The organism is Paenibacillus sp. JNUCC32, from assembly GCF_014863545.1.
In the GTDB taxonomy this organism is placed as follows: domain Bacteria; phylum Bacillota; class Bacilli; order Paenibacillales; family Paenibacillaceae; genus Paenibacillus_AQ; species Paenibacillus_AQ lautus_A.
In genome coordinates, this window is sequence record NZ_CP062260.1 from 5,249,448 (window position 1) to 5,268,536 (window position 19,089).

The 19,089-nt window shown below is 51.6% G+C and carries 17 protein-coding genes; 4 read left to right on the top strand and 13 right to left on the bottom strand.

Annotation, left to right across the window (positions count from 1 at the left end):
- Complete coding sequence (locus JNUCC32_RS23250) at positions 1-1,161, bottom strand: GntR family transcriptional regulator (RefSeq protein WP_192569986.1); 1,161 nt, start codon at positions 1,159-1,161, stop codon at positions 1-3.
- A 228-nt stretch (positions 1,162-1,389) separates the two neighbouring features.
- On the opposite strand from JNUCC32_RS23250, the gene splB reads away from it, so the two are divergent.
- Positions 1,390-2,415, top strand: coding sequence for a spore photoproduct lyase (splB, locus tag JNUCC32_RS23255; protein ID WP_192569987.1), 1,026 nt, complete (start codon positions 1,390-1,392; stop codon positions 2,413-2,415).
- Positions 2,416-2,519: 104 nt separating this feature from the next.
- Here the strand turns inward: splB and JNUCC32_RS23260 are convergent, their stop codons facing one another.
- Both JNUCC32_RS23260 and JNUCC32_RS23265 read right to left on the bottom strand, forming a co-directional pair.
- On the bottom strand, positions 2,520-4,538 hold the full coding sequence (locus tag JNUCC32_RS23260) for a bifunctional diguanylate cyclase/phosphodiesterase (protein ID WP_192569988.1): 2,019 nt from the start codon (positions 4,536-4,538) through the stop codon (positions 2,520-2,522).
- Between the two features lie 388 nt (positions 4,539-4,926).
- Complete coding sequence (locus JNUCC32_RS23265) at positions 4,927-5,265, bottom strand: winged helix-turn-helix transcriptional regulator (RefSeq protein WP_009593955.1); 339 nt, start codon at positions 5,263-5,265, stop codon at positions 4,927-4,929.
- A 203-nt stretch (positions 5,266-5,468) separates the two neighbouring features.
- On the opposite strand from JNUCC32_RS23265, the gene JNUCC32_RS23270 reads away from it, so the two are divergent.
- Both JNUCC32_RS23270 and JNUCC32_RS23275 read left to right on the top strand, forming a co-directional pair.
- Positions 5,469-6,062, top strand: coding sequence for an NAD(P)H oxidoreductase (locus tag JNUCC32_RS23270; RefSeq protein WP_036664794.1), 594 nt, complete (start codon positions 5,469-5,471; stop codon positions 6,060-6,062).
- Positions 6,063-6,323: 261 nt separating this feature from the next.
- A complete protein-coding gene (locus JNUCC32_RS23275) occupies positions 6,324-6,737 on the top strand; it encodes a DUF2500 domain-containing protein (protein WP_145040207.1) in 414 nt (137 codons plus the stop codon).
- A gap of 154 nt (positions 6,738-6,891) precedes the next feature.
- Here the strand turns inward: JNUCC32_RS23275 and JNUCC32_RS23280 are convergent, their stop codons facing one another.
- The 7 genes from JNUCC32_RS23280 to JNUCC32_RS23310 all read right to left on the bottom strand — a co-directional run bounded on the left by JNUCC32_RS23280 (position 6,892) and on the right by JNUCC32_RS23310 (position 14,196).
- Positions 6,892-7,311: an OsmC family protein gene (locus tag JNUCC32_RS23280; protein ID WP_192569989.1), complete on the bottom strand. Its 420-nt coding sequence runs from the start codon at positions 7,309-7,311 to the stop codon at positions 6,892-6,894.
- A gap of 42 nt (positions 7,312-7,353) precedes the next feature.
- Positions 7,354-8,340, bottom strand: a complete 987-nt coding sequence (locus JNUCC32_RS23285; protein ID WP_012818590.1) for an ABC transporter ATP-binding protein — start codon at positions 8,338-8,340, stop codon at positions 7,354-7,356.
- On the bottom strand, positions 8,324-9,346 hold the full coding sequence (locus JNUCC32_RS23290; RefSeq protein WP_192569990.1) for an ABC transporter ATP-binding protein: 1,023 nt from the start codon (positions 9,344-9,346) through the stop codon (positions 8,324-8,326). Before JNUCC32_RS23290 ends, JNUCC32_RS23285 begins: the two co-directional genes overlap by 17 nt.
- A gap of 22 nt (positions 9,347-9,368) precedes the next feature.
- A complete protein-coding gene (locus JNUCC32_RS23295) occupies positions 9,369-10,274 on the bottom strand; it encodes an ABC transporter permease (RefSeq protein ID WP_145040211.1) in 906 nt (301 codons plus the stop codon).
- 15 nt (positions 10,275-10,289) lie between these two features.
- On the bottom strand, positions 10,290-11,240 hold the full coding sequence (locus tag JNUCC32_RS23300) for an ABC transporter permease (protein WP_096774843.1): 951 nt from the start codon (positions 11,238-11,240) through the stop codon (positions 10,290-10,292).
- Between the two features lie 99 nt (positions 11,241-11,339).
- Positions 11,340-12,938 carry an ABC transporter substrate-binding protein gene (locus tag JNUCC32_RS23305; protein WP_096774844.1) on the bottom strand — a complete coding sequence of 533 codons (1,599 nt, stop codon included), beginning with the start codon at positions 12,936-12,938 and terminating at the stop codon, positions 11,340-11,342.
- A gap of 310 nt (positions 12,939-13,248) precedes the next feature.
- Positions 13,249-14,196: a phosphotransferase enzyme family protein gene (locus JNUCC32_RS23310; RefSeq protein WP_228468808.1), complete on the bottom strand. Its 948-nt coding sequence runs from the start codon at positions 14,194-14,196 to the stop codon at positions 13,249-13,251.
- Between the two features lie 245 nt (positions 14,197-14,441).
- On the opposite strand from JNUCC32_RS23310, the gene JNUCC32_RS23315 reads away from it, so the two are divergent.
- Positions 14,442-15,065 (top strand): TetR/AcrR family transcriptional regulator, encoded by a 624-nt coding sequence (locus JNUCC32_RS23315; protein ID WP_192569991.1) that lies wholly within the window; start codon positions 14,442-14,444, stop codon positions 15,063-15,065.
- A 77-nt stretch (positions 15,066-15,142) separates the two neighbouring features.
- Here the strand turns inward: JNUCC32_RS23315 and JNUCC32_RS23320 are convergent, their stop codons facing one another.
- From JNUCC32_RS23320 to JNUCC32_RS23330, 3 genes are read right to left on the bottom strand one after another with little or no spacing between them, the layout of a single operon-like run.
- The gene (locus JNUCC32_RS23320) at positions 15,143-16,282 is read right to left on the bottom strand and encodes a toxic anion resistance protein (RefSeq protein WP_192569992.1); all 1,140 of its coding nucleotides are present in this window, start codon (positions 16,280-16,282) and stop codon (positions 15,143-15,145) included.
- A gap of 56 nt (positions 16,283-16,338) precedes the next feature.
- Entirely contained in the window at positions 16,339-18,027 is a 1,689-nt protein-coding gene (locus tag JNUCC32_RS23325; protein ID WP_192569993.1) for a vWA domain-containing protein, read from the bottom strand.
- Positions 18,028-18,042: 15 nt separating this feature from the next.
- Positions 18,043-18,786 (bottom strand): hypothetical protein, encoded by a 744-nt coding sequence (locus JNUCC32_RS23330; protein ID WP_192569994.1) that lies wholly within the window; start codon positions 18,784-18,786, stop codon positions 18,043-18,045.
- Positions 18,787-19,089 lie beyond the last annotated feature (303 nt).

Below are 19,089 nucleotides of genomic sequence, written 5' to 3' on the forward strand. Positions count from 1 at the left end.
CTATTCCTTGACAGGACCGGTAGATGCGCCAACCACCAATTCCGCAGGCAATCTCTTCTCGACCGCAACCGCGTCGTGGTTCATGATGCCCAGCACCGTCTCGATCGCCAGCCTTCCCATCTCTTCCTCGTTCTGTCGCATATGGGTAAACAAGTACCCCTCACCGATATTTAATTGCGGACTGTCGAAGCATATGATCGATACATCCTCCGGGACCCGCAAACCGAGACGTTCAGCTGCAACCTTAGCAAGCAATGCAATATTGTACTCAATCGCAAAAAAAGCGGTAATCGACGGATGATCCTGCAAATGCTGCATGATCCGCTGTATTTCCCGTTCAATATTGCTTTCGTAGAAAGCATTGGGCAGCGTGGCCGTTACGTCACTGATCCAGATTTCCTTGTCAAACGCGATGCCCCGGGCGGCATGAGCCTGAACGAATCCTTCAATCCGCTCTTCGACCGCCGTCGTATCTCTCGGCGGAGGAGACAGCAGGCAAATATGGCGATGACCCAAATCGAATAAATGCTCCACCGCCTGCACGGCTGCCCCAAGATTATCCGTGCTGATGGAAGCCGCAGCGACCCCCTTCAGCTTGCGGTCAATCAGGACGAGCGGGAAGCGGGCAATGACCATTTTCAATATTTCGGCATTAAAATATTCACCCTGCGCGGGAAATACGATAAGACCGTTCACGCCGAGATTGCGCAGCTTCTGGATGGACAATTCCTCATTATCCTGGTCCCCGAACGTTCTGCGCAGGACCAGAAAGCAGTCATTCTCCCTGGAATACTGCTCCATGCTGTAGATCAGCCGCGTCCCGTAGCTTGAAGAAAAATCCGTGATGACCAGGCCGATCATTTTCTCCCGGCCGGCCGTTCCCGTTTCTGTGCTCTCTGAGGAGATGGGTTCCCTGTGTACCACAGGCTCTTCCGGATCGGCTACGAACGATCCCTTGCCCGGCTTGCGCACGATCACGCCTTCTGCCGCCAGCAGATCCAAGGCTTTCTTGCTCGTGATTCGGCTAACTCCGTACTCATCCGCAAGTTCCTTCTCTGATGGAACTTTATCTCCAATCCGAAACATATGGGTTGAGATCTTTCGCTTCATCTCGTTAAAAATCTGTTCATACATCGGCTTCGTGGAAGCTGCATCTTTCAAATTGATATCCCTCCAACGGTACTCCAAAACCTGCTAATTTATATAACAATATAACATGATATATTAAAATTGTCCATGTTGAACGATGATCGCTCACAGATTCATCACATCCCCTATTTGCTTGAAACAGCACCATACAAACTCATCACTTGAACAATGCATGATCAACCCGACCATTGCCCATTCTATAATCCATATACTTAAATTTTTGCGGGGGAGGAAGATTAGTTGGAGCGTTTTGACCCGGAACTCGTCTTTTTTGAGCCGGATGCGTTGGAGTATCCGCTTGGAAAGAAGCTGCAAGCATGGTTTGAGGAATTAGGCACACCCATCAAAATGACCACCTCCCATAATCGGGTAACCGGCATTCCGGGGGAGACCGAAACCGAAAAATACCGAAACGCCAAACGCACCCTAGTCGTTGGGATTAGGAAGACCTTGGATTTCGACACGTCCAAGCCTTCTGCGGAGTATGCCATCCCGCTGACGACGGGATGTGCAGGACATTGTCATTACTGCTACCTGCAAACCACCATGAGCTCGAAGCCTTATGTCCGGATTTATGTCAATCTGGATGAAATTTTGGACCGAGCGAAGCAGTACATCGCTGAGCGGTCGCCCGAAATCACCCGGTTCGAGGCCGCTTGTACCGGCGATCCCGTATCTCTGGAGCATTTGACCGGGGCACTGGCCTATTACATTGAATTTATGGCCAAGCAGGACCATGGCCGACTGCGATTCGTGACGAAATTCGCCAACATCGATTCCCTGCTCAATATCGATCACGGCGGCCATACCAGGGTACGCTTCTCCATCAATTCCGATTATGTGATCCGTTATTTCGAGCCGGGTACCTCTTCCTTCGAAGAACGCATTGAAGCCGCGGGGAAAATTGCCGAAGCCGGATATCCGTTAGGTTTCATCATTGCCCCGATCGTCAAATATGACGGATGGCAGGAAGGATACTGGCATTTATTAGAGAAGCTCCATGAGCGATTGAGCCATGTGGAGGTTAAGGATCTGACGTTTGAGCTCATTCAGCACCGGTTTACCAAAACGGCCAAAAACACCATTTTGAAACGGTACCCCAAAACCAAGCTGGACATGGATGAGGAGGACCGGCAGTTAAAGTGGGGAAGATATGGAAAATTCAAGTATGTCTATAAGGCCGAAACCGTCGAGGAGTTTCAGCAGCTGTTCGAAAAGGGAATCCAAGAATATTTCCCGCGCGCGGAAATTGCCTATTTTGTCTAAAATACCCGGGAACGCCAGTCATTTGATGTACCCAAAAGCAACAAATAACGGACACCTCCCGGTGCCCGTTATTCTTATGAACTGTATCTATTCCCTTCCGCTCTTCATCGAAGGGCCGCAAACTCTTCGGCCTTATGATCTTGGTCGTACATCCAAACCTCAATCTCATGGATATCCATCGGCTTTCCGTAATAGTAACCCTGCATGACATGACACCCGAGCCCTGTCAAAAAGTCGATATGCTCCTTGTTCTCCACGCCTTCGGCGATTACGTCCAGATTCAGCTTTTCCGCCATAAGAACGACGGCGTTGACGATGGCTCGCTTGCTGGGCGTGTCCAAATCATTGGTGAACTGGCGGTCCAGCTTCAGGGCATCAATCGGAATCCGGTCCAAGAGCCCAATCGAGGAATAGCCGGTTCCGAAATCATCCATGGAGACCTTAACCCCTAAGGATCGGATACTCCCAAGCTGACGGATGATATCGTTCACATCGTGCAGCACCATGGACTCCGTAATCTCCAGCTCTAACAACCGCGGCTCCAAATCTGCCTTGCGCAGCACGTTTTGAATCAGCTCCAGCAGATTGTCGCCATGAAATAAACGGACCGATAGATTCACCGAGACCGGCTGGACAACCCCGCTATCCTGCCACACCCTGCACTGCTTGCATGCTTCTTCAAGCGTCCATCGGGTCATCGGAATAATCAGCCCCGTCTCTTCCGCTATCGGAATGAATTCCTGAGGGGAAATCACGCCGAGTCGGGGATGCTTCCAGCGAAGCAGCGCCTCGAATCCGACCAAGCGGTCGCTTTGCACATTCCATTTCGGCTGATACACGATGAAGAACTCCTTCATCTCCAGCGCTCTTTGCAGGTCCTTCTCCAATTCCATCTTGCGAACCTCTTGAAGCCCCATCTCCTCGTCATAAAGGCATTGCTGATTCTTGCCGAGCCCCTTCGCTTTATACATCGCGGTGTCGGCATTCTTCAGCAGCGTCGTACGATCCGAGCTATGGACGGAACCGATGCTGATGCCGATGCTAACCGTCACATACAGCTCGTTGCCGTCGATATGGTACACCTTTTTAATTTGTTGGAGTATATCATCGGCTAAGCGCTGGGCATAATTCGGGTCGCTTTGCTTCAAAATAACCAGAAATTCGTCGCCCCCGATCCGGAACACCTGCTGGCCGCTTCGAATGAATTGACGCAGCCGCTTGCCCACTTCCTGAACCAGCAAATCCCCGACATTATGACCCAGCGTATCGTTGATGGCCTTAAATTGGTCCAGATCCAGAAACAGGATCGTGATCTTATCCGTTTCGGCATTCGTCCTGAAGAACCGGTTCATCTCATTGCGGTTGGGCAATCCCGTGATCGTATCCTGGTAGGCCAGCTTTTCCAGCACATGCCGGTCAAAGAACATCGCGCCCCAGGAAATCAACAGAATAGCAAAAATCGCAACCGTCACGCAGTACAAGAGGAAGAAATCCACAGACTGCGGCTGATGCGTCATCATGCCGGCATGCGCTTCAAATCGCGCCGCCTTCATCCCTGTATAATGCATCCCGCACACGGCGAATCCCATGACAACCGCCGAGCCCCACTTGAGAAAGCTGGACTTGGAATGGTTGCGAAAACGAAGAAACAATAATAAGGCCGCATAGGAGGCCGCCAGCGCAATGACGGCGGACAATATCCAAAAGACGGGATCGTAACGAATGTCGGCGTGTACGACCATGGCTTCCATTCCCATGTAATGCATCGTCACGATGCCGCTTCCCATAACGAAACCGCCAATGGCGATTTTGGACCAGTTAATATCCTTGGGCATGGTGATATAAAACGCGATGAATGAGGAAATCACGCTGGCCAGCATCGACATGATGGTCAGAAAGGCATCGTACTTCACGTTCATATTCATGTGCATCGCCAGCATGCCGACAAAATGCATGGACCAAATGCCGCTTCCCATGACCATGGCTCCCCCGAATAGCCAAAAAAACTTGGATTTGCCGTTCGCGTCCGAAATTTTGGACGTAATATTCAAAGCCGAGTATGAAGCAAGTATAGCGATCGCAATTGAAAGCCCAACAATATACAAGTTATAATTGCCGTCCATCTGAGCTGTGCACACTCCTTTTGTGAGTAATCCTTAGGTCCTATGAAATTCATACGTTACCCGAGAGACAAACGTTTCTATTAATTCAAGGATGGCTCTCCCTGCATACCCAAAGTGATAATTCTTATGGTTACGGCCCGCCCGGCCCTGAGTCTTCTACCTATTATATCTTTAGTAACTATTCAATTTCTCGACAAACTCCGTTTTGGCCGAAACTTTCGGAACCCGCATGAGTCCAAAGGACTATATATTCCACAATATCCCTGCCTTTCCTTCTAACCGATTTAAAATAATGGCACGCAGAACGGACATTTCAGCCGGATGGATAACGTGAAAAACAAAAAAACTGCCGACTCATTCCCTCAGGTCAGCAGCTTTTATCATGACTTCATGGAGCACTTACCTTCGTTTCTCCATTCATATACTTCTCGCCCCACTCACAGATTTGATCCAGGATGGGCTGCAGTGAAACGCCCAATTCGCTCAGCTCGTACACGACCTTCGGCGGCACTTGATTAAAGACCGTTCGCGTAATAATCCCATCCTCCTCCAGCTCCCGAAGGGTCTGGGTTAACATCTTCTGCGTAATATCCGGCATCTCTTTCTTAATTTCACTCGTACGCTTGGGCCCATAACTAAGGTGGCACAGCACAACGATCTTCCACTTGCCGCCGATCACCTCCATGGTGGCTTCGGACGGAATATGGTATTGCCGATCGCGATTCATAAGATCCTCTCACCTCCCGGACGTAAAATTACTGCGACTATGAAGGGCACTTTAGGGTGCTAATAGCACCTTTAGGTACCTATAGAACAAATAAGTGCGTACTTCCTTCCAGCCATTATATGATACATAATCCCCTTATACCAGTACTGCAAGAAAACAAAGCACATTCAACACATTATAGAAGAAAGCGAAGGTGATTCATGATGAAAGTACTGACCGTTGTCACTCATCCCAGAGTGAACTCCTTTACATTTGCTGTCACGGAGCGATTTGTGCAGGGGCTTCAAGATGCCGGACATGAGACGGAGGTTCTGGATCTTCACCGCATCGGTTTCGATCCGGTTCTGTGGGAGGCGGACGAACCCGATTGGTCTGATGCTGGCAAGGTTTTCTCCGCTGAGGTTGAAAACGAGATCGCGCGAATGAAACAGCACGACGCGCTGGCATATATTTTCCCGGTATGGTGGTACGGGGTTCCGGCTATGCTGAAGGGATATATCGACCGTGTCTGGAATCACGGCTTCGCATATGGCGGCGGTTCCAAGCTCCATCACAAGAAGGCGTTATGGATCGCATTGGCAGGAGCGTCGGAGGACCATTTTGCCAAGCGGAGCTATGATACGATGCTGTCCCATTCTCTCAACGTCGGCATGGCCAACTATTCCGGAATCGAAGATTCCCGAGTGGAATTCTTCTACGATACGTTAGAGGGCAGGCCGGAGCACATGGAGAGCCTGCTGGAGCGGGCATATCAGCTGGGGCTGCATTATGCGGGCTCGGGAGTACATGTGAAGTGAAGGCTCCCTAGTGGAGTTAGAGCTTTGTTCATACAATAAAAATAAATCGGCCTCGCTCTTGAGGCCGATTTATTTTTACTGTACTTCGGATCGTTCGCTCTCACTTCATGGATACGTCAGTAAGGAGCGGCGGAATCCAGGTTGGCCTCAACCGTTGGTCATTACTGCTGTGACACCAATAACCAAAATTTGAAACATTTCGGTCATTTTTACCGTACATATAATCAATGGAAAAATAACGGAAGAGGAGGAGTGCCGTCGATGATGCCCCAAGGACCGTCTTTTGGCGGAGGTTTTGATTTTATGTTTACGCTGGTTCCCATTCTGATCGGGATTGTATTCGTCATTGTGATTGTGGGCTTCATCTCCAATGGCGCTCGTTATGTTAAGAATGCCAAGTCCCCGCGCACTTCCGAGTTTGCCCGGGTGGTCTCCAAACGGATGGATGTCCGCCATCATACCAATCACCACAACAACGATAACGGAATGATGCACGCCAACCATTCATCCCGTACGTATTACTACATCACGCTCGAATTTGATAATGGAGAACGAAAAGAGTACCTTGACGTCAAGAATCTGTACGGTCTTGTTGTGGAGGGAGATACCGGCTATGCCGCCATCCAGGGCGACTGGATCGTCGCGTTTGAGCGGAATATGCAGCCGCAGTCGTAACCGGACGCGTTTACAGTAAAAATGAAGACGCATCGCGTCTCCGTATTTTATTTGCACGGTCCCTTAAGAACAGAAGAGCCTCAGTCCGCGGTGAACCCGGACTAAGGCTCTTCTTGTTGAATCGACTTGAATGGTTAATATTTAATCTTATCCTTTACGCATTGCTGCTTGTTTCGATGGGTTCATTCACTTCGATTAATTCAACGACGGCCTCGCTCTTCAGCGTATTGCCGATCGTGCATGCACGCTCTACGACGGATTTCAGCTTCTCCTTGTAGGCAGGCTCCAGCGTTGGCGGCAGTGTTACAAGGACGTTGAAATGCGAGAATTTATTGCTTTTATCCTCTGCTTTTACCGACGACACTTCGATATGAATGGAAGACTTATCATATTCCACGCCGTCGTAAGCCATTATTTTTTGGAGCGAGATGGATACGCACAGCGCCAGGGACGCTTCCAGCAGCTCTCTTGGAGACAAGCCGCCCTCCAGATTCGGGCCGTGGTTTCCCGCGATCTGAAACCCGGCCTCATTGAATATCCGATCCTGGCCTTCTACGATTTGTAACGTTGTCATGGTCCTTCTCTCCTTTTGGTTGGGGTTGCGAACTTATCTGTTCTAGTCAACAAGATGACAGGCGACCTTATGGCCCGGCCGCACTTCTCTTACAGCCGGTATGTCTGTTCTGCATACATCGGTTGCATAGGGACAGCGCGTGTGGAAAACACAGCCGCTCGGCGGCGATATCGGGGACGGGATTTCCCCCCGCAACATGATCCGTTCCTTTAATCGGCTGCGGTTAAAATCCGGTACGGCCGAGAACAGCGCCTTCGTATAGGGATGCAACGGCTCATGGAACAAATCGTCCGTCAAAGCCTCTTCCATTATTTTTCCGAGATACATAATGCCAATCCGATCCGAAATATACCGAACCACGCTGATATCATGCGTAATAAATAATAGCGTTAGTTTCATTTCGCGCTGCAGGCGCTTGAGCATGTTCAGAATTTGCGACTGGATGGACACGTCCAGGGCGGAGACCGGCTCGTCGCACACGATGATTTTCGGATTCATGATAAGCGCGCGCGCCAAGCCCAGCCGCTGGCGTTGACCGCCCGAGAATTCATGGGGAAAGCGAAAAGCATGCTCCGGCTGCAGGCCGACGGTTTTCAGGATGCGGAACACGGTTTCCTGACGCTCCGCCTTGTCCCCCATTTTATGAATGATCAAGGGCTCCTCCAGCATCCGGCCGATTCGTTTCCTCGGATTGAGCGAAGAGAACGGATCTTGAAAAACAAGCTGCACGTCCTTGCGGAAATTCCGCATTTCCTCCCTCGTCATGGCCGCCAATTCCCGATCCCGATACAGGACCTGCCCTTGGCTTGCCGGCGTTAATCCGAGGATGGTGCGTCCCGTGGTGCTTTTCCCGGAGCCTGATTCGCCGACCAGGCCGTAGGTTTCTCCCTCGTTCAATTGCAGGGAAACGTCCGTGACCGCGTTGACGTACGCTTTGGCGCCCCCTATCTTGCCGAATGATCCGTACACCGGAAACTGCTTGTGAAGGGAGCTTACCTTTAAGATCGAACGATCAGCTGCTTGTTCCAACGGTTGTCTCCCTCCCTTCCTGCTTGTTTAGGGCCTCGTAATGCCAGCACTTCACTCGATGGTCCGTTTGGGCCGTTTGCATCGGCGGCTCGGAGGTACGGCACAGCTCGTCAGCATAAGGACACCGCGTTGAGAAGCCGCAGCCCTGCGGAATATCCGTCAGGGATGGCACCGTTCCCTCAATGACGTAAAGCTCATCCTCTCTGTCCCCTTCCAGCTTGGGGATGGATTGGATCAGCCCCTGGGTATAAGGATGCAGCGGCGTTTGGAACAGCTGTTCCGTGGGAGCTTCCTCCACGATCTGCCCCAAGTACATCACCTTCACGCCCGTGCAAATTTCCGAGACCACGCCCAGATCATGCGTAATGAACAGCACGCCCATGCCCATTTTGCGGTTCAAGTCGGCGATCAATTCCAAGATCTGCGCCTGAATCGTCACATCGAGCGCAGTTGTCGGCTCATCCGCGATCAACAGGTTCGGCTCGCAGGAGAGTGCCATGGCAATCATCGCCCGCTGCTGCATCCCCCCCGACAGCTGATGGGGATATTCGTTAACCCTGATTTCGGGCGAAGGAATGCCCGTCATCCGCAAAATTTCGATGGCTTGCTGATGGGCTTCCTTCTTGGACTTCTTCTGATGGAGGCGAATGGCTTCTCCGATTTGGTTTCCAATCGTATAGACAGGGCTCAGGGAGGTTAGCGGGTCCTGAAATATCATGGATATTCGATCACCCCGGATCGCCCGTAATTTAGAATGGGGGAGGGACAGCAGGTTCTGATTCTCGAATACGACCTCTCCCTCGTACTCGATTGCATCCGTATGATCCAACAATCTCATGATGGATTGGGACATCACGCTTTTTCCGCTGCCGGACTCTCCGACGATACCGATGATGTCGCCAGTATTCATGGAAAAGCTGACTCCGTTCACCGCCGTCACTCTTCCGCGCTCAGTATGAAAATGCGTTTTAAGATTTTTCACTTCCAATAGAGGCTCTTTATTCATGGAAACACCTCCAGCCTTATATTCATCGCTTTCTAAACTTTTGCTTCACGCGGGGGTCCAGCAAATCGCGCAGCCCGTCTCCCAGCAAATTCAGGCTAAGGACGGACAGGACGAGCGTGGCCCCGGGAAATACGACCATCCACCATGCCTTGTAAATTACAAGCTTGCTTGCCTGCAAAATGTTCCCCCAGCTGGCTTCGGGCGCAGGAATGCCCGCACCGAGAAAGCTGAGCGCGGCCTCCGAGATAATCGCCTCGGCAAATACGAAAGTCGCCTGTACCAGTAGTGGAGACAGCGTGTTAGGCACGATGTGCTGCCATATAATGCGCGTGGAGCTGGCCCCCTGGACATGCATGGCCTCGATGTAGGTTTGCTCGCGCACCACCAGTGCTGCCGAGCGGACGACTCGGGCAATATTCGGCGTGAACACGATCGTCAGCGCAATGATAACGTTCAAGGCGGATGCGCCGAGCGCGGCCATTAAGGCAATGGCGAGCAGGATTCCCGGAATCGCAATCAACCCGTCGCAAATGCGCATGAGAATATGATCCAACGTCTTATAATACGTTGCATAGACGCCGATCACGAGTCCCAGAGCGGAGGATAGCAGCGCAACCGCCAGTCCGACGCTAATCGATACCCTGGCACCGTAGAGTAGCCTCGTTAGCAAATCCCGTCCGAATTCGTCGGTACCAAGCCAATGCTCGGCCCCTGGCGGAGTTAAACGGTCCACAACCTTCATGTCGTACGGACCGTAGTTCGTGAAGAGCGGTCCGATCAGCGCCAGAATCACCAATACCACAAAGATAGTCGCTCCAATCAATAGCCCGTAGTTGGACTTCAGGCGGCGATATCCTAAGGCTCGCTGCTCTTTTTTCAGCTTTTTGCTGACTTGAGCGACATATTCCTTTTCCTGAACTGTAGCCATCCCGTTACACCTCTTTTATTTGCGATCCAATCGAACGCGCGGATCAACCGCGCCGTATAACAAGTCGATGATCAAGTTGATGGTGACGTACATCAGCGTGACGACAAGCACCACCCCTTGGATCACCACAAAGTCCCTTCTGGCAATGGAATTCAAGATCAATTGACCCAGACCGGGAATGTTGAATATGGCCTCCACGACCACCGCTCCCGTCACCAACGTGCCGAAGGTTTGTCCAATGACGGTCAGAATGGGCAGAAACGCGCTCCGAAACGCATGTTTGAACAGCACCTTCATTTCATGCAGGCCTTTGGATCTGGCTGTCTTGATGAAATTCAAATTCAGCACTTCCAGCATGGACGAACGGGTCATCCGCGTAATCAGGGCCGCCTGTATGGTTCCAAGGGAAATGCCGGGAAGAATCAGATACTTCATATGTTCCCATAGCCCGCTGCTCAGCGGTTCATATCCAGCGACCGGCAGCCACTGCAGCTTGACGCCCACGAACAGCATAAGGAATAGTCCCAGCAAGAAACTGGGCAAGGCCATGCCCAGCAAGGATATCCCCATCAATGTATAATCGGCGATGGACCCTCGCTTGTAAGCGGCGATAATCCCGAAGGGAATCGCGAGCAGGATCGCGATGACCTGTGCCAGAATGGCCAGCGATAGCGTGGGGGTAATATGCTCCGCAATGGCTTCGCTGACCGGCTGATTCATGAAAATCGAATCCCCCAGATCCCCCTTGAACACGTTGGCTACCCAGCTCGTATATTGTTCGAGTATCGGGCGGTCCAGTCCAAGGTCCTGATTCAGCTGCTCTATTTCCTCCTGCGACGCCTCCATTCCCAAGATGGCCGCCGCCGGATTCCCTGGCGTTATGTGGATGATCAGAAATATAGCGATGGTGACAACGGCCAGTACGGGAATCAGCGACAAAAGTCTTTTCGTAATATAAGCCAGCACGGCAAATCCCTCATTTGTACATGGTCTATGAATCCAATTTCAAAAAAGGAAGGTGTTATCGAAGTTACTCCGGTAACTTGTAACACCCTCCTTACACGCTTACTTCGCTACTTTGGCATTCCAAACCACCGGAGCTTCGAACAGCTCGAAGCCTTCAAGCTTCTTCGTTGTGGCGACGACGCCATTATAATGGCCGATTACGGTGGAGGAAGCGAATTCGTACAGGAAGCCCTGCAGCTTCTCCCATTCCTGCTTGGCGGCTTCCGGCGTGGCTGCGCCGCGAATATCAATCAGTGCCTGCTTGACCGTTTCATTCTCGAGTCCGGCCCAATCCGGATTAACGGCCAGCAGCTGCGGCGGGGTAAGCTGATAGCCCGTGCTGGCAACAAAGATATCCCACTTGGAACGGTCGTTCTTCGTTTCCAGGAACGTCGGGAAATCGAAGTTCTCCACTTTTACGTTCATGCCGATCTGACGAAGCTGCTCCTGGATGACCAAGGTAGCCGTGTACATCTCGTTATAATCCTTGGTCGTCAGCAGCGTGATTTCTTCGCCGTTATACCCGGCTTCTTGCAGCAGCTGCTTGGCCTTCTCCGGATTGGACTGGTTGTAATACTCCGCTCCGGCTTCGGTCGACCATTGGACTTGATTCGTATTCAGGTAACCCGGCGCCAAAGAGTACAAATCCGGCTTGGCGAAGCTCGCCAACATGATCTCCTCATTATTGAACGCGGCGAGAATGGCCTGGCGAATCTTCACGTCCTTTAACAATCCCTCGCTGGTATTGAAAAATGCCGTCAGGGCACCGCCAGGGAACGAGAGCAGGTTGATGTTGTTGTCGGCAGCCAGCTCATCATAGCTTTCGATCGGAATGCTGTCCGCCACATCGTACTGGCCGGTCTTCACGCCTGCAATGCGCGTGGAGTGGTCCGTGACGAAATGGAAGTACAGGTCTTTGGCGGGAGCTTCTTTTCGACCGTCAAATCCGCTTGGCTCCGCATCCGACACCTGCTGATAATCGTCGTTTCGCACCAAATGGATGTACTGATCCTGCTTCCATTCCTGGAATTTATAAGGTCCTGTACCGATGTACTCCTTGATTCCGTCAGCCGGCGCTGCGTCCACGATCTCTTTCGGCATGATGGAAGGGAACTGCGCTTGCGATGCAATAAGAATCAACACGTCCGACGTAGGCGACTCTACGGTCAGCTTCACGGTATACGCATCGACGGCTTCGAATTTGGCATTCGTCAGCAGCACCTTCGCCCGGGACGAAGTCACCAGCCAGCGGTTCATCGAGGCTACAACATCCTCGGACGTCATCTCTTTCCCGTTGTGGAACTTCACGCCTTGGCGAAGAGCGAACGTATACGTTAAACCATCCTCGCTTCGTTCAACCGACTCTGCCAGAGCCGGTACGGGTTCATAGTTTGCATTCAGCGTGTAGAGCTGTTCGAAGATATTGCCGGCCGTATCCAGTGCAACCGCCGATACCGTCAAGGCCGTATCCAGCGTTGGCGGCTGAGCCGTAAGCGCGATGTTCAGCTCGTCTTTGTACTCTTGTTGTTCGGCTTGCTTCTCGCTTCCTTTGTCTTCGGCTGCGCCTTCTGCCGCCGGATCGGAGCCGTTGCCGCATGCCGCGATCAACAGCATCAGCATGATCGACGATAAGAGTAAACCTAACTTTCTGGCTTTCATTGTAATCCCCCCATGTAGTAGACATATGCATACGAAATGTATGCATCATGCTCTGTCAAAAACTCGTAAAACGAACGCACCCCATAATTCTAAGTTATCTGGTAGGTTTAATAAGCTATGCACATACTAATAGATTCGCTATGGGCTGTCAATGCAATAATTGATCGCACTAGAATTAATTTCCTGTTCGCAAAAATAAATAGATCCAACATGCAAGGACTTCGTTCCTCTCCATCGCCTTAACCGCTGCAACCGGCCTTCCCCCGAAAATAAAAAAGCCCTGGTCCGTCTTTCGAACCAAGGCTCTTTATTAAAGTGGCAGATCGCTTTGCAAAATCTTTTCCCTGCGCCCTTTCATATACCACTGTCCCCAGGGATGAAGTTTGTCGAAATTTCCGCGGCAGGCATGGAACAGCTTCATATACCGCCCCATTTCTCTCAGCTTCATGAAATAGGGGATTTCCCGAAGCCACTCCTCCTCCAGGCAACGCTCCAGACGGTATCCTTCCAGGAAAGGGATCATGAATTTACCTCTGTCCGGATCGGCTCCTTCGGTCAAACCCGAGAAGAAGGCGGCGACGGCTATATCATCCACGAACCATGAATAACGGCTCGCATCGAAATCAATCAGGCACAACGCATCCCCCTGGACAAAAAAATTGCCGTAATGAAAATCGGCATGGATTAATCCATAAGCCTCCCTAGAAACCGGGAGCTTCGATATATACTGGCACAAGGCTTGATAACGAAAGGCAATTTCCTTTTCAGACGGCGGTAAATCGAGATGACGAACCTTCTCTGCCTCGTACGACCAATTCGGTCGTCTCGTGGAGGGGTCCTGATGGGTATACTCTTGGGTGATACGATGCATGCCCCCCATGAATCGGCCCATTCGCCTGTATAAATCCTCGCCGGCTTCGTTCTCCCCAACCGGACGCCCCTTGGCTTCCTCGTAGCAGACTGCCGTATATTCACGGTCCTCCATCCGGATCCGCTCCGCAAGGTTCCCGGCTGCCGAATGGAGCGGCCTCGAAACGCAAACGCCCTTACTCCCAAGAAACTCTACCCACTGCACCTCCCCGGCAATCTTCGCATAGGGTTTGTGGGACTCGTCGGTCAAGCGCACATACACGGTCTTCTCGTCCCTTCGATAAGAACGGACAAGGCTGTGTTCGGAAAAATGCGTCTGGAGTCTATCCCGCTCCAAAAGTCCGAACCTGCTCGCAGCCGCGGCCATAAGCTCGCTCCGTCGTTCCAATTGAAGCTCCTCCCTTCAAGCCGGATGATATTGAAATCAATGATGAATGATTTCTGCAAATATGTAAGCGGCTCCTGCATGCTAAGCCCGGTCCTCATGAATATTCCATTGAAATAACGCCATCAAACAGGGTCCTTGTGCCGGCCGCTTTCTCCGCCGATGTATACGCTCTTGTTGTCGTCAAAAGGGCGGGAGGATATAATACGGATAAAATAAAATCGTCATGCAAGAAAGAGGGCCTTATTATGAATCCCGAAACCCGAAACGCCCGAACCCAACTCATCATCGAAGCAGCCGAGCGCGTATTTACACATAAAGGCATTGAAAAAGCCACCATGCAGGATATAGCCACCGAGGCTGCCATGGGCGTAGCCACCGTTTTTCGTTTTTTTCCCCGCAAAGAGAAACTCGTCGTTGCCGTTGCCACGAAAATGCTGGAAACCGTTCTCGAGACCTTCCGCTCCGTCGCGGAACAGCCGATTTCCTGTATGGAGAAGCTGGAGCTGCTGTTCGACCACTTTATTTCCCTGCTGGAGCAGCAGACCAGCTCGAACGTGAAGCTGCTCGAGAACTTCGAGAGTTATGCGGCTCAGTTTACAGAGCCTCTCGAAGACATTGAGCTGTTTAACGCCGTCTACCGGGATATATCCCAGGTATTCTCGACCATCGTGGAGCAGGGCATCGAGGATGGATCGGTTCAAGCCGACCTTCCGATTGCCGAGACGCTGACCACCATCGTGAATACATTCGGCATTTTTGCCAGAAAGCTGTCCCTCCAGAAAAACATTCTGGTGGTCGAGCCGGACCTCGCGCCGGAGAAGCAGCTGGCGATTCTCAAGCACATTCTGCTTAATTATTTGCGGGCATAAGGGGCTTGGATCCAAATAAAAAGAGTGCGCAGCATCACGACTGCACACTCTTTTCTTGTTGGTATCCCTGGCTACTCCTACAGGCCCAGCTTCTGCCCCCGCTCCAGGCGCTGAATCTGCTGCTCGCCCGTGACCGCCAGCTCGCTGAACTGATGGATCGTCTCGCGCATGCGCGGGAGAGCCTCCTGCTTGTAAGTGCTGATGGAATCAAGCGCTGACAGCACGTCCGTGAACGCTTGCTTCAAGGTATCAACGGAAATGCTCGTTTCCAGCGATTGCTTATGAATCGCCGCACCTTGATCCTTCAGCATTTTGGAGGTGGCGCTGATCAGGTTGTTCGTGGTTTCGTTCAGCAGCTCGATTTTCTTCAAGACAATCTTCTGGTTGTACAGGGCACTTGCGACCGTCACCGATATTTTCAGCGCCGTTACCGTTACATTTCTTGCCCGATCCACACCACGGATTAACTCCTTGTTGTTCCGAATGACGACTTCAATCGCCATGATACCCTGCTGGTTTACGACCAGCATCTGCTGCAGGTCCATCACGCGCTGGCGCAGAGGGAACAGCACCTCTTCGGTAATAAACCGGATTTTATCCTCCGACTCCTGCCGTATTTTGGCCGCCTCGACCTGGGATTCGATCTCTGTATCCATGAGCATGCCCAGCTGAATTTCCTTTTGCAGCTTTTTGGTGAGATCGCGGAGGGTTTGCTGTTCAATCTCCAATGTGGTGTTGTCGTTCTTTAATACGGTTTTTCCTTTATCCAGAGAAATGATGATGTCCGAAATGACGGCATCCGCCTTTTGGAACTTGGCAAAATATCGGCGCAGCGGATTAAACACCATGCCCAGCAGCCCGCTCTTCGCAAAATCCACGACGCTCGGATCCAGATCCTTCAGCTGCAGCTGCAGTTCCGTTAACCCTTTGGCCACTTGACCGCCTTCGTCCCCGGTTTTCGATAATCTCCCCACCTGAACCTGCAGGAGCGCGTTCTTCTCCGAGGATGATCTCATCGTGCTGATGCCAAAGCTGTCAATGGATTGCAGCACCTGTCTTCGCTTCTCGAGCGATTCAATATCCAGCTCCATGATGGCCTGAACATTGTTAGCCGCCAGCTCCTTCAGCTGCGTGACTTCTTCCGGCTCAGGCTTCACCTGCTCCTCGATTGCCGTCTTGATCTCTTCGGGACGAATGACTTCCATCGTAAATGACAATATAATCCCTCCTACAAGTTTCTGATAAACCAGATTTACATCGTTATGAAAAATTGCTACATCTGCACATTCAGCAGCTGGCCGATTTTGTATACGACATCATCGGTATCGGCGTTGATGCTGGCAGCTTCATTGATGCTGGAAATGCTTTGGAGCGCCTGAATGTCGGCATTATAGCCAATCGTATACACCGGGATTTTGAAGGCTTGGATCAGTCCGCGGATATCGTCTAGGGAATGCCCGACGTTCGTCTCCCCGTCACTCAGCACAAAAATCAGGGGTTTCACGTCCGGATTCGCCGCCATCTCGTCCTGCAGCATCTTCATCGCCACGACGATGCCGTCAAAGGTCGCGGTATTCCCGCTGGCCTCGAGGCTGTTGATCGCACCGACAAACATCGACTGCTGATTTAAATCGTACTTGCCGATCGGAAGGTTAATCGTAACGTCCGTGGAATACGACACGAAGCCGATGCTGTTGTCCCGGCCCAGATACTTCTGTCCCGTCAACAGCGATTCCTTGAGACGGTTTAACGGCTCGCCGTCCATGCTCCCCGATACGTCCGCCACGAACACGGCCGCAACCGGCTTGTTGCCGTCCTTCTTCTCCTTCCACAGCTTCTGGGCGGACGGCAGCAGGCTGCTGTCAACGACCTCAAGCTCGGATTGGTAATCGTTAAGACCGTTGAACCCTTTTTTGTCGGCCATCTGCTGGTATTTGTCCTGCTCAACGAATTCCGCGAATTTCTTGATGATGTCCAGCTTCTCCTTCGGCAATTTCCCGAGCGCGTACAAAGGGCTGTCGTGCCTTACGCCAAACGGGGTAAAGACGTAACCGCTTTTCATATCCGCCGCGTTGACAAAGGTCTGATACTCCAGGACAAAGGCATCCAGCATGCCGGACTTCGCCGCATCGCGCATCTGGATCGTGGTGGAAGCCGTGAAAGGAACGTTTGCTTGGAATTTCTCGAAGCCCTGTACCGCCTTCTCACCCAGTATGTCGTTGCTGTCGAACGTTTCAAGGGCCGTGATCAGGAAGTTGAGACCCGTGGAGCTGGCAAAAGGATCCGTGTATCCCATCGCCAATTCATTATTCGCTATCGCATCCGTCAGCGTCTTGACGTTCAAGGAGCCGTACTTCTCCACCAGCTCGTCGTATTTGGCTTTTCGGGTGACGACGCCGGTGACGTTCCCCGTCAGGCGCTTGGATACCAGCTCGGCTTTGACGCCGTATTCCTTGACCATCTCCCCCCACAGCTCATTGGAAGGCGTAAAAGCGTCCGGCACGTACTTCCCGGATGTTATGTAATCGGTTGCGGTTCCCGAAGCGATATTACGGATCTTCACGGATACCGGCTTGCCGTTCACTACCGGCTTGGATTTGTTGAATTCCTCTGCCACTTCGTTCAGCCATCCGTCAATGCCCGGTCCCGCCTTCTCCGGCGAGGAGAAAATCTCCACGTACAAGTCCGTCGTATTCTCGACCGAGATCGGGAACTTGGATATATCGGGCAGGGAATCCGCGACGGCCACCGGGTCCAGATCGACTTGGCCTTTGATGGGATCGGCTGATGTGACAGTTATATCCTTGTAGATTTTGTTGATCTTTTTAGCCGCTCCTTCCGAATCGACCTCGGCTTGGCTTTTGCCCAGATTGGAGGTTAATGTGATCCCCGCGTACACTAGTACAAACACGACCACTGCAATGGCCACTAATACGACAAAGGCACTACCCTTGCTTCGCATAATCATCTCCCTCTCTTATTGCTTGTATAATTTGGTTTGCTTGATTAACGCATCGATTTCCTTCATGCACGGCATATCCTCCACATCCCGGTAATCGGTGCTGCCGAGCAAAGAGATCTCCAGCAGCAGCTTATCAAGCTTGAGCATGATTTCCTCGTTCGCCTCCAGATAACCGGTCACGTAAGCCAAGTACTCTTGGTATAACGCCGTTTTTTTCTGCGCCACCTTGCTGGACAGCTGGGAGGCTTTCGGCTGATCCGCCATGCGGGCGAAATCGGATGCGGCAAAGACGCCAAGCTTGTTCAGTATCCCTCGGATATTGAGGTAGAACAGCTTCTCGACTTCATCGATGACCCCCATGAATTTCTTGTAACTGAGCTCCGTTGGCTGAAAACGCTGACCCAGAACGCCCAGCAGCGCGTTTCTCTTCTTCTCGATTCGCTCCAATTGGTCCAGGGCAAGAGCGATATCATTCTTCAGGACTTTCACGTTGCGGTAATGGTGAAGCGCCTCTATGTAATCCTCGCGGGTCTGAATCGTTTGAATCGGTTTTGCAGCCGGAGACTTGAACAACAAAACATAACTTCCATAAAAGAGTGCAAGAACACTGACCACCCATACGGTGATGACCAGTGCAGACTGGAAAGCGTTATCGCCGCCGACTTGGAAGCCGAGCAGCCCGGGCGAAACCAGGACAATATTCACGATCGCGATAACCGCCATAAGCAGGAGCAGCTTCGCGGACTTCGAGCCATTCAAGAATTAACACCTCCCCTACTCCTATAGAGCGATGACTGATTCGACCTATAACCGCTTATAAAACATCCGTAAAAACATAGGTAATTAAAGGATATAACACATACTACGTCTCAATTCGAAGTTAGATGCATTTTCCTCTCCAGACAGCCCTGCCGATATGTAATCCATTCATTTCTTTATCGGATTTTCACTTGGATAACATGATGCGGGCATGACCGTCCCGTGTTTAAGAAAGCCATGGCGAATACGCTGAGAACGGCGGCAAAACAGAGGGGCCAAGCCGAGGCGAGCAAGTTCATAGAG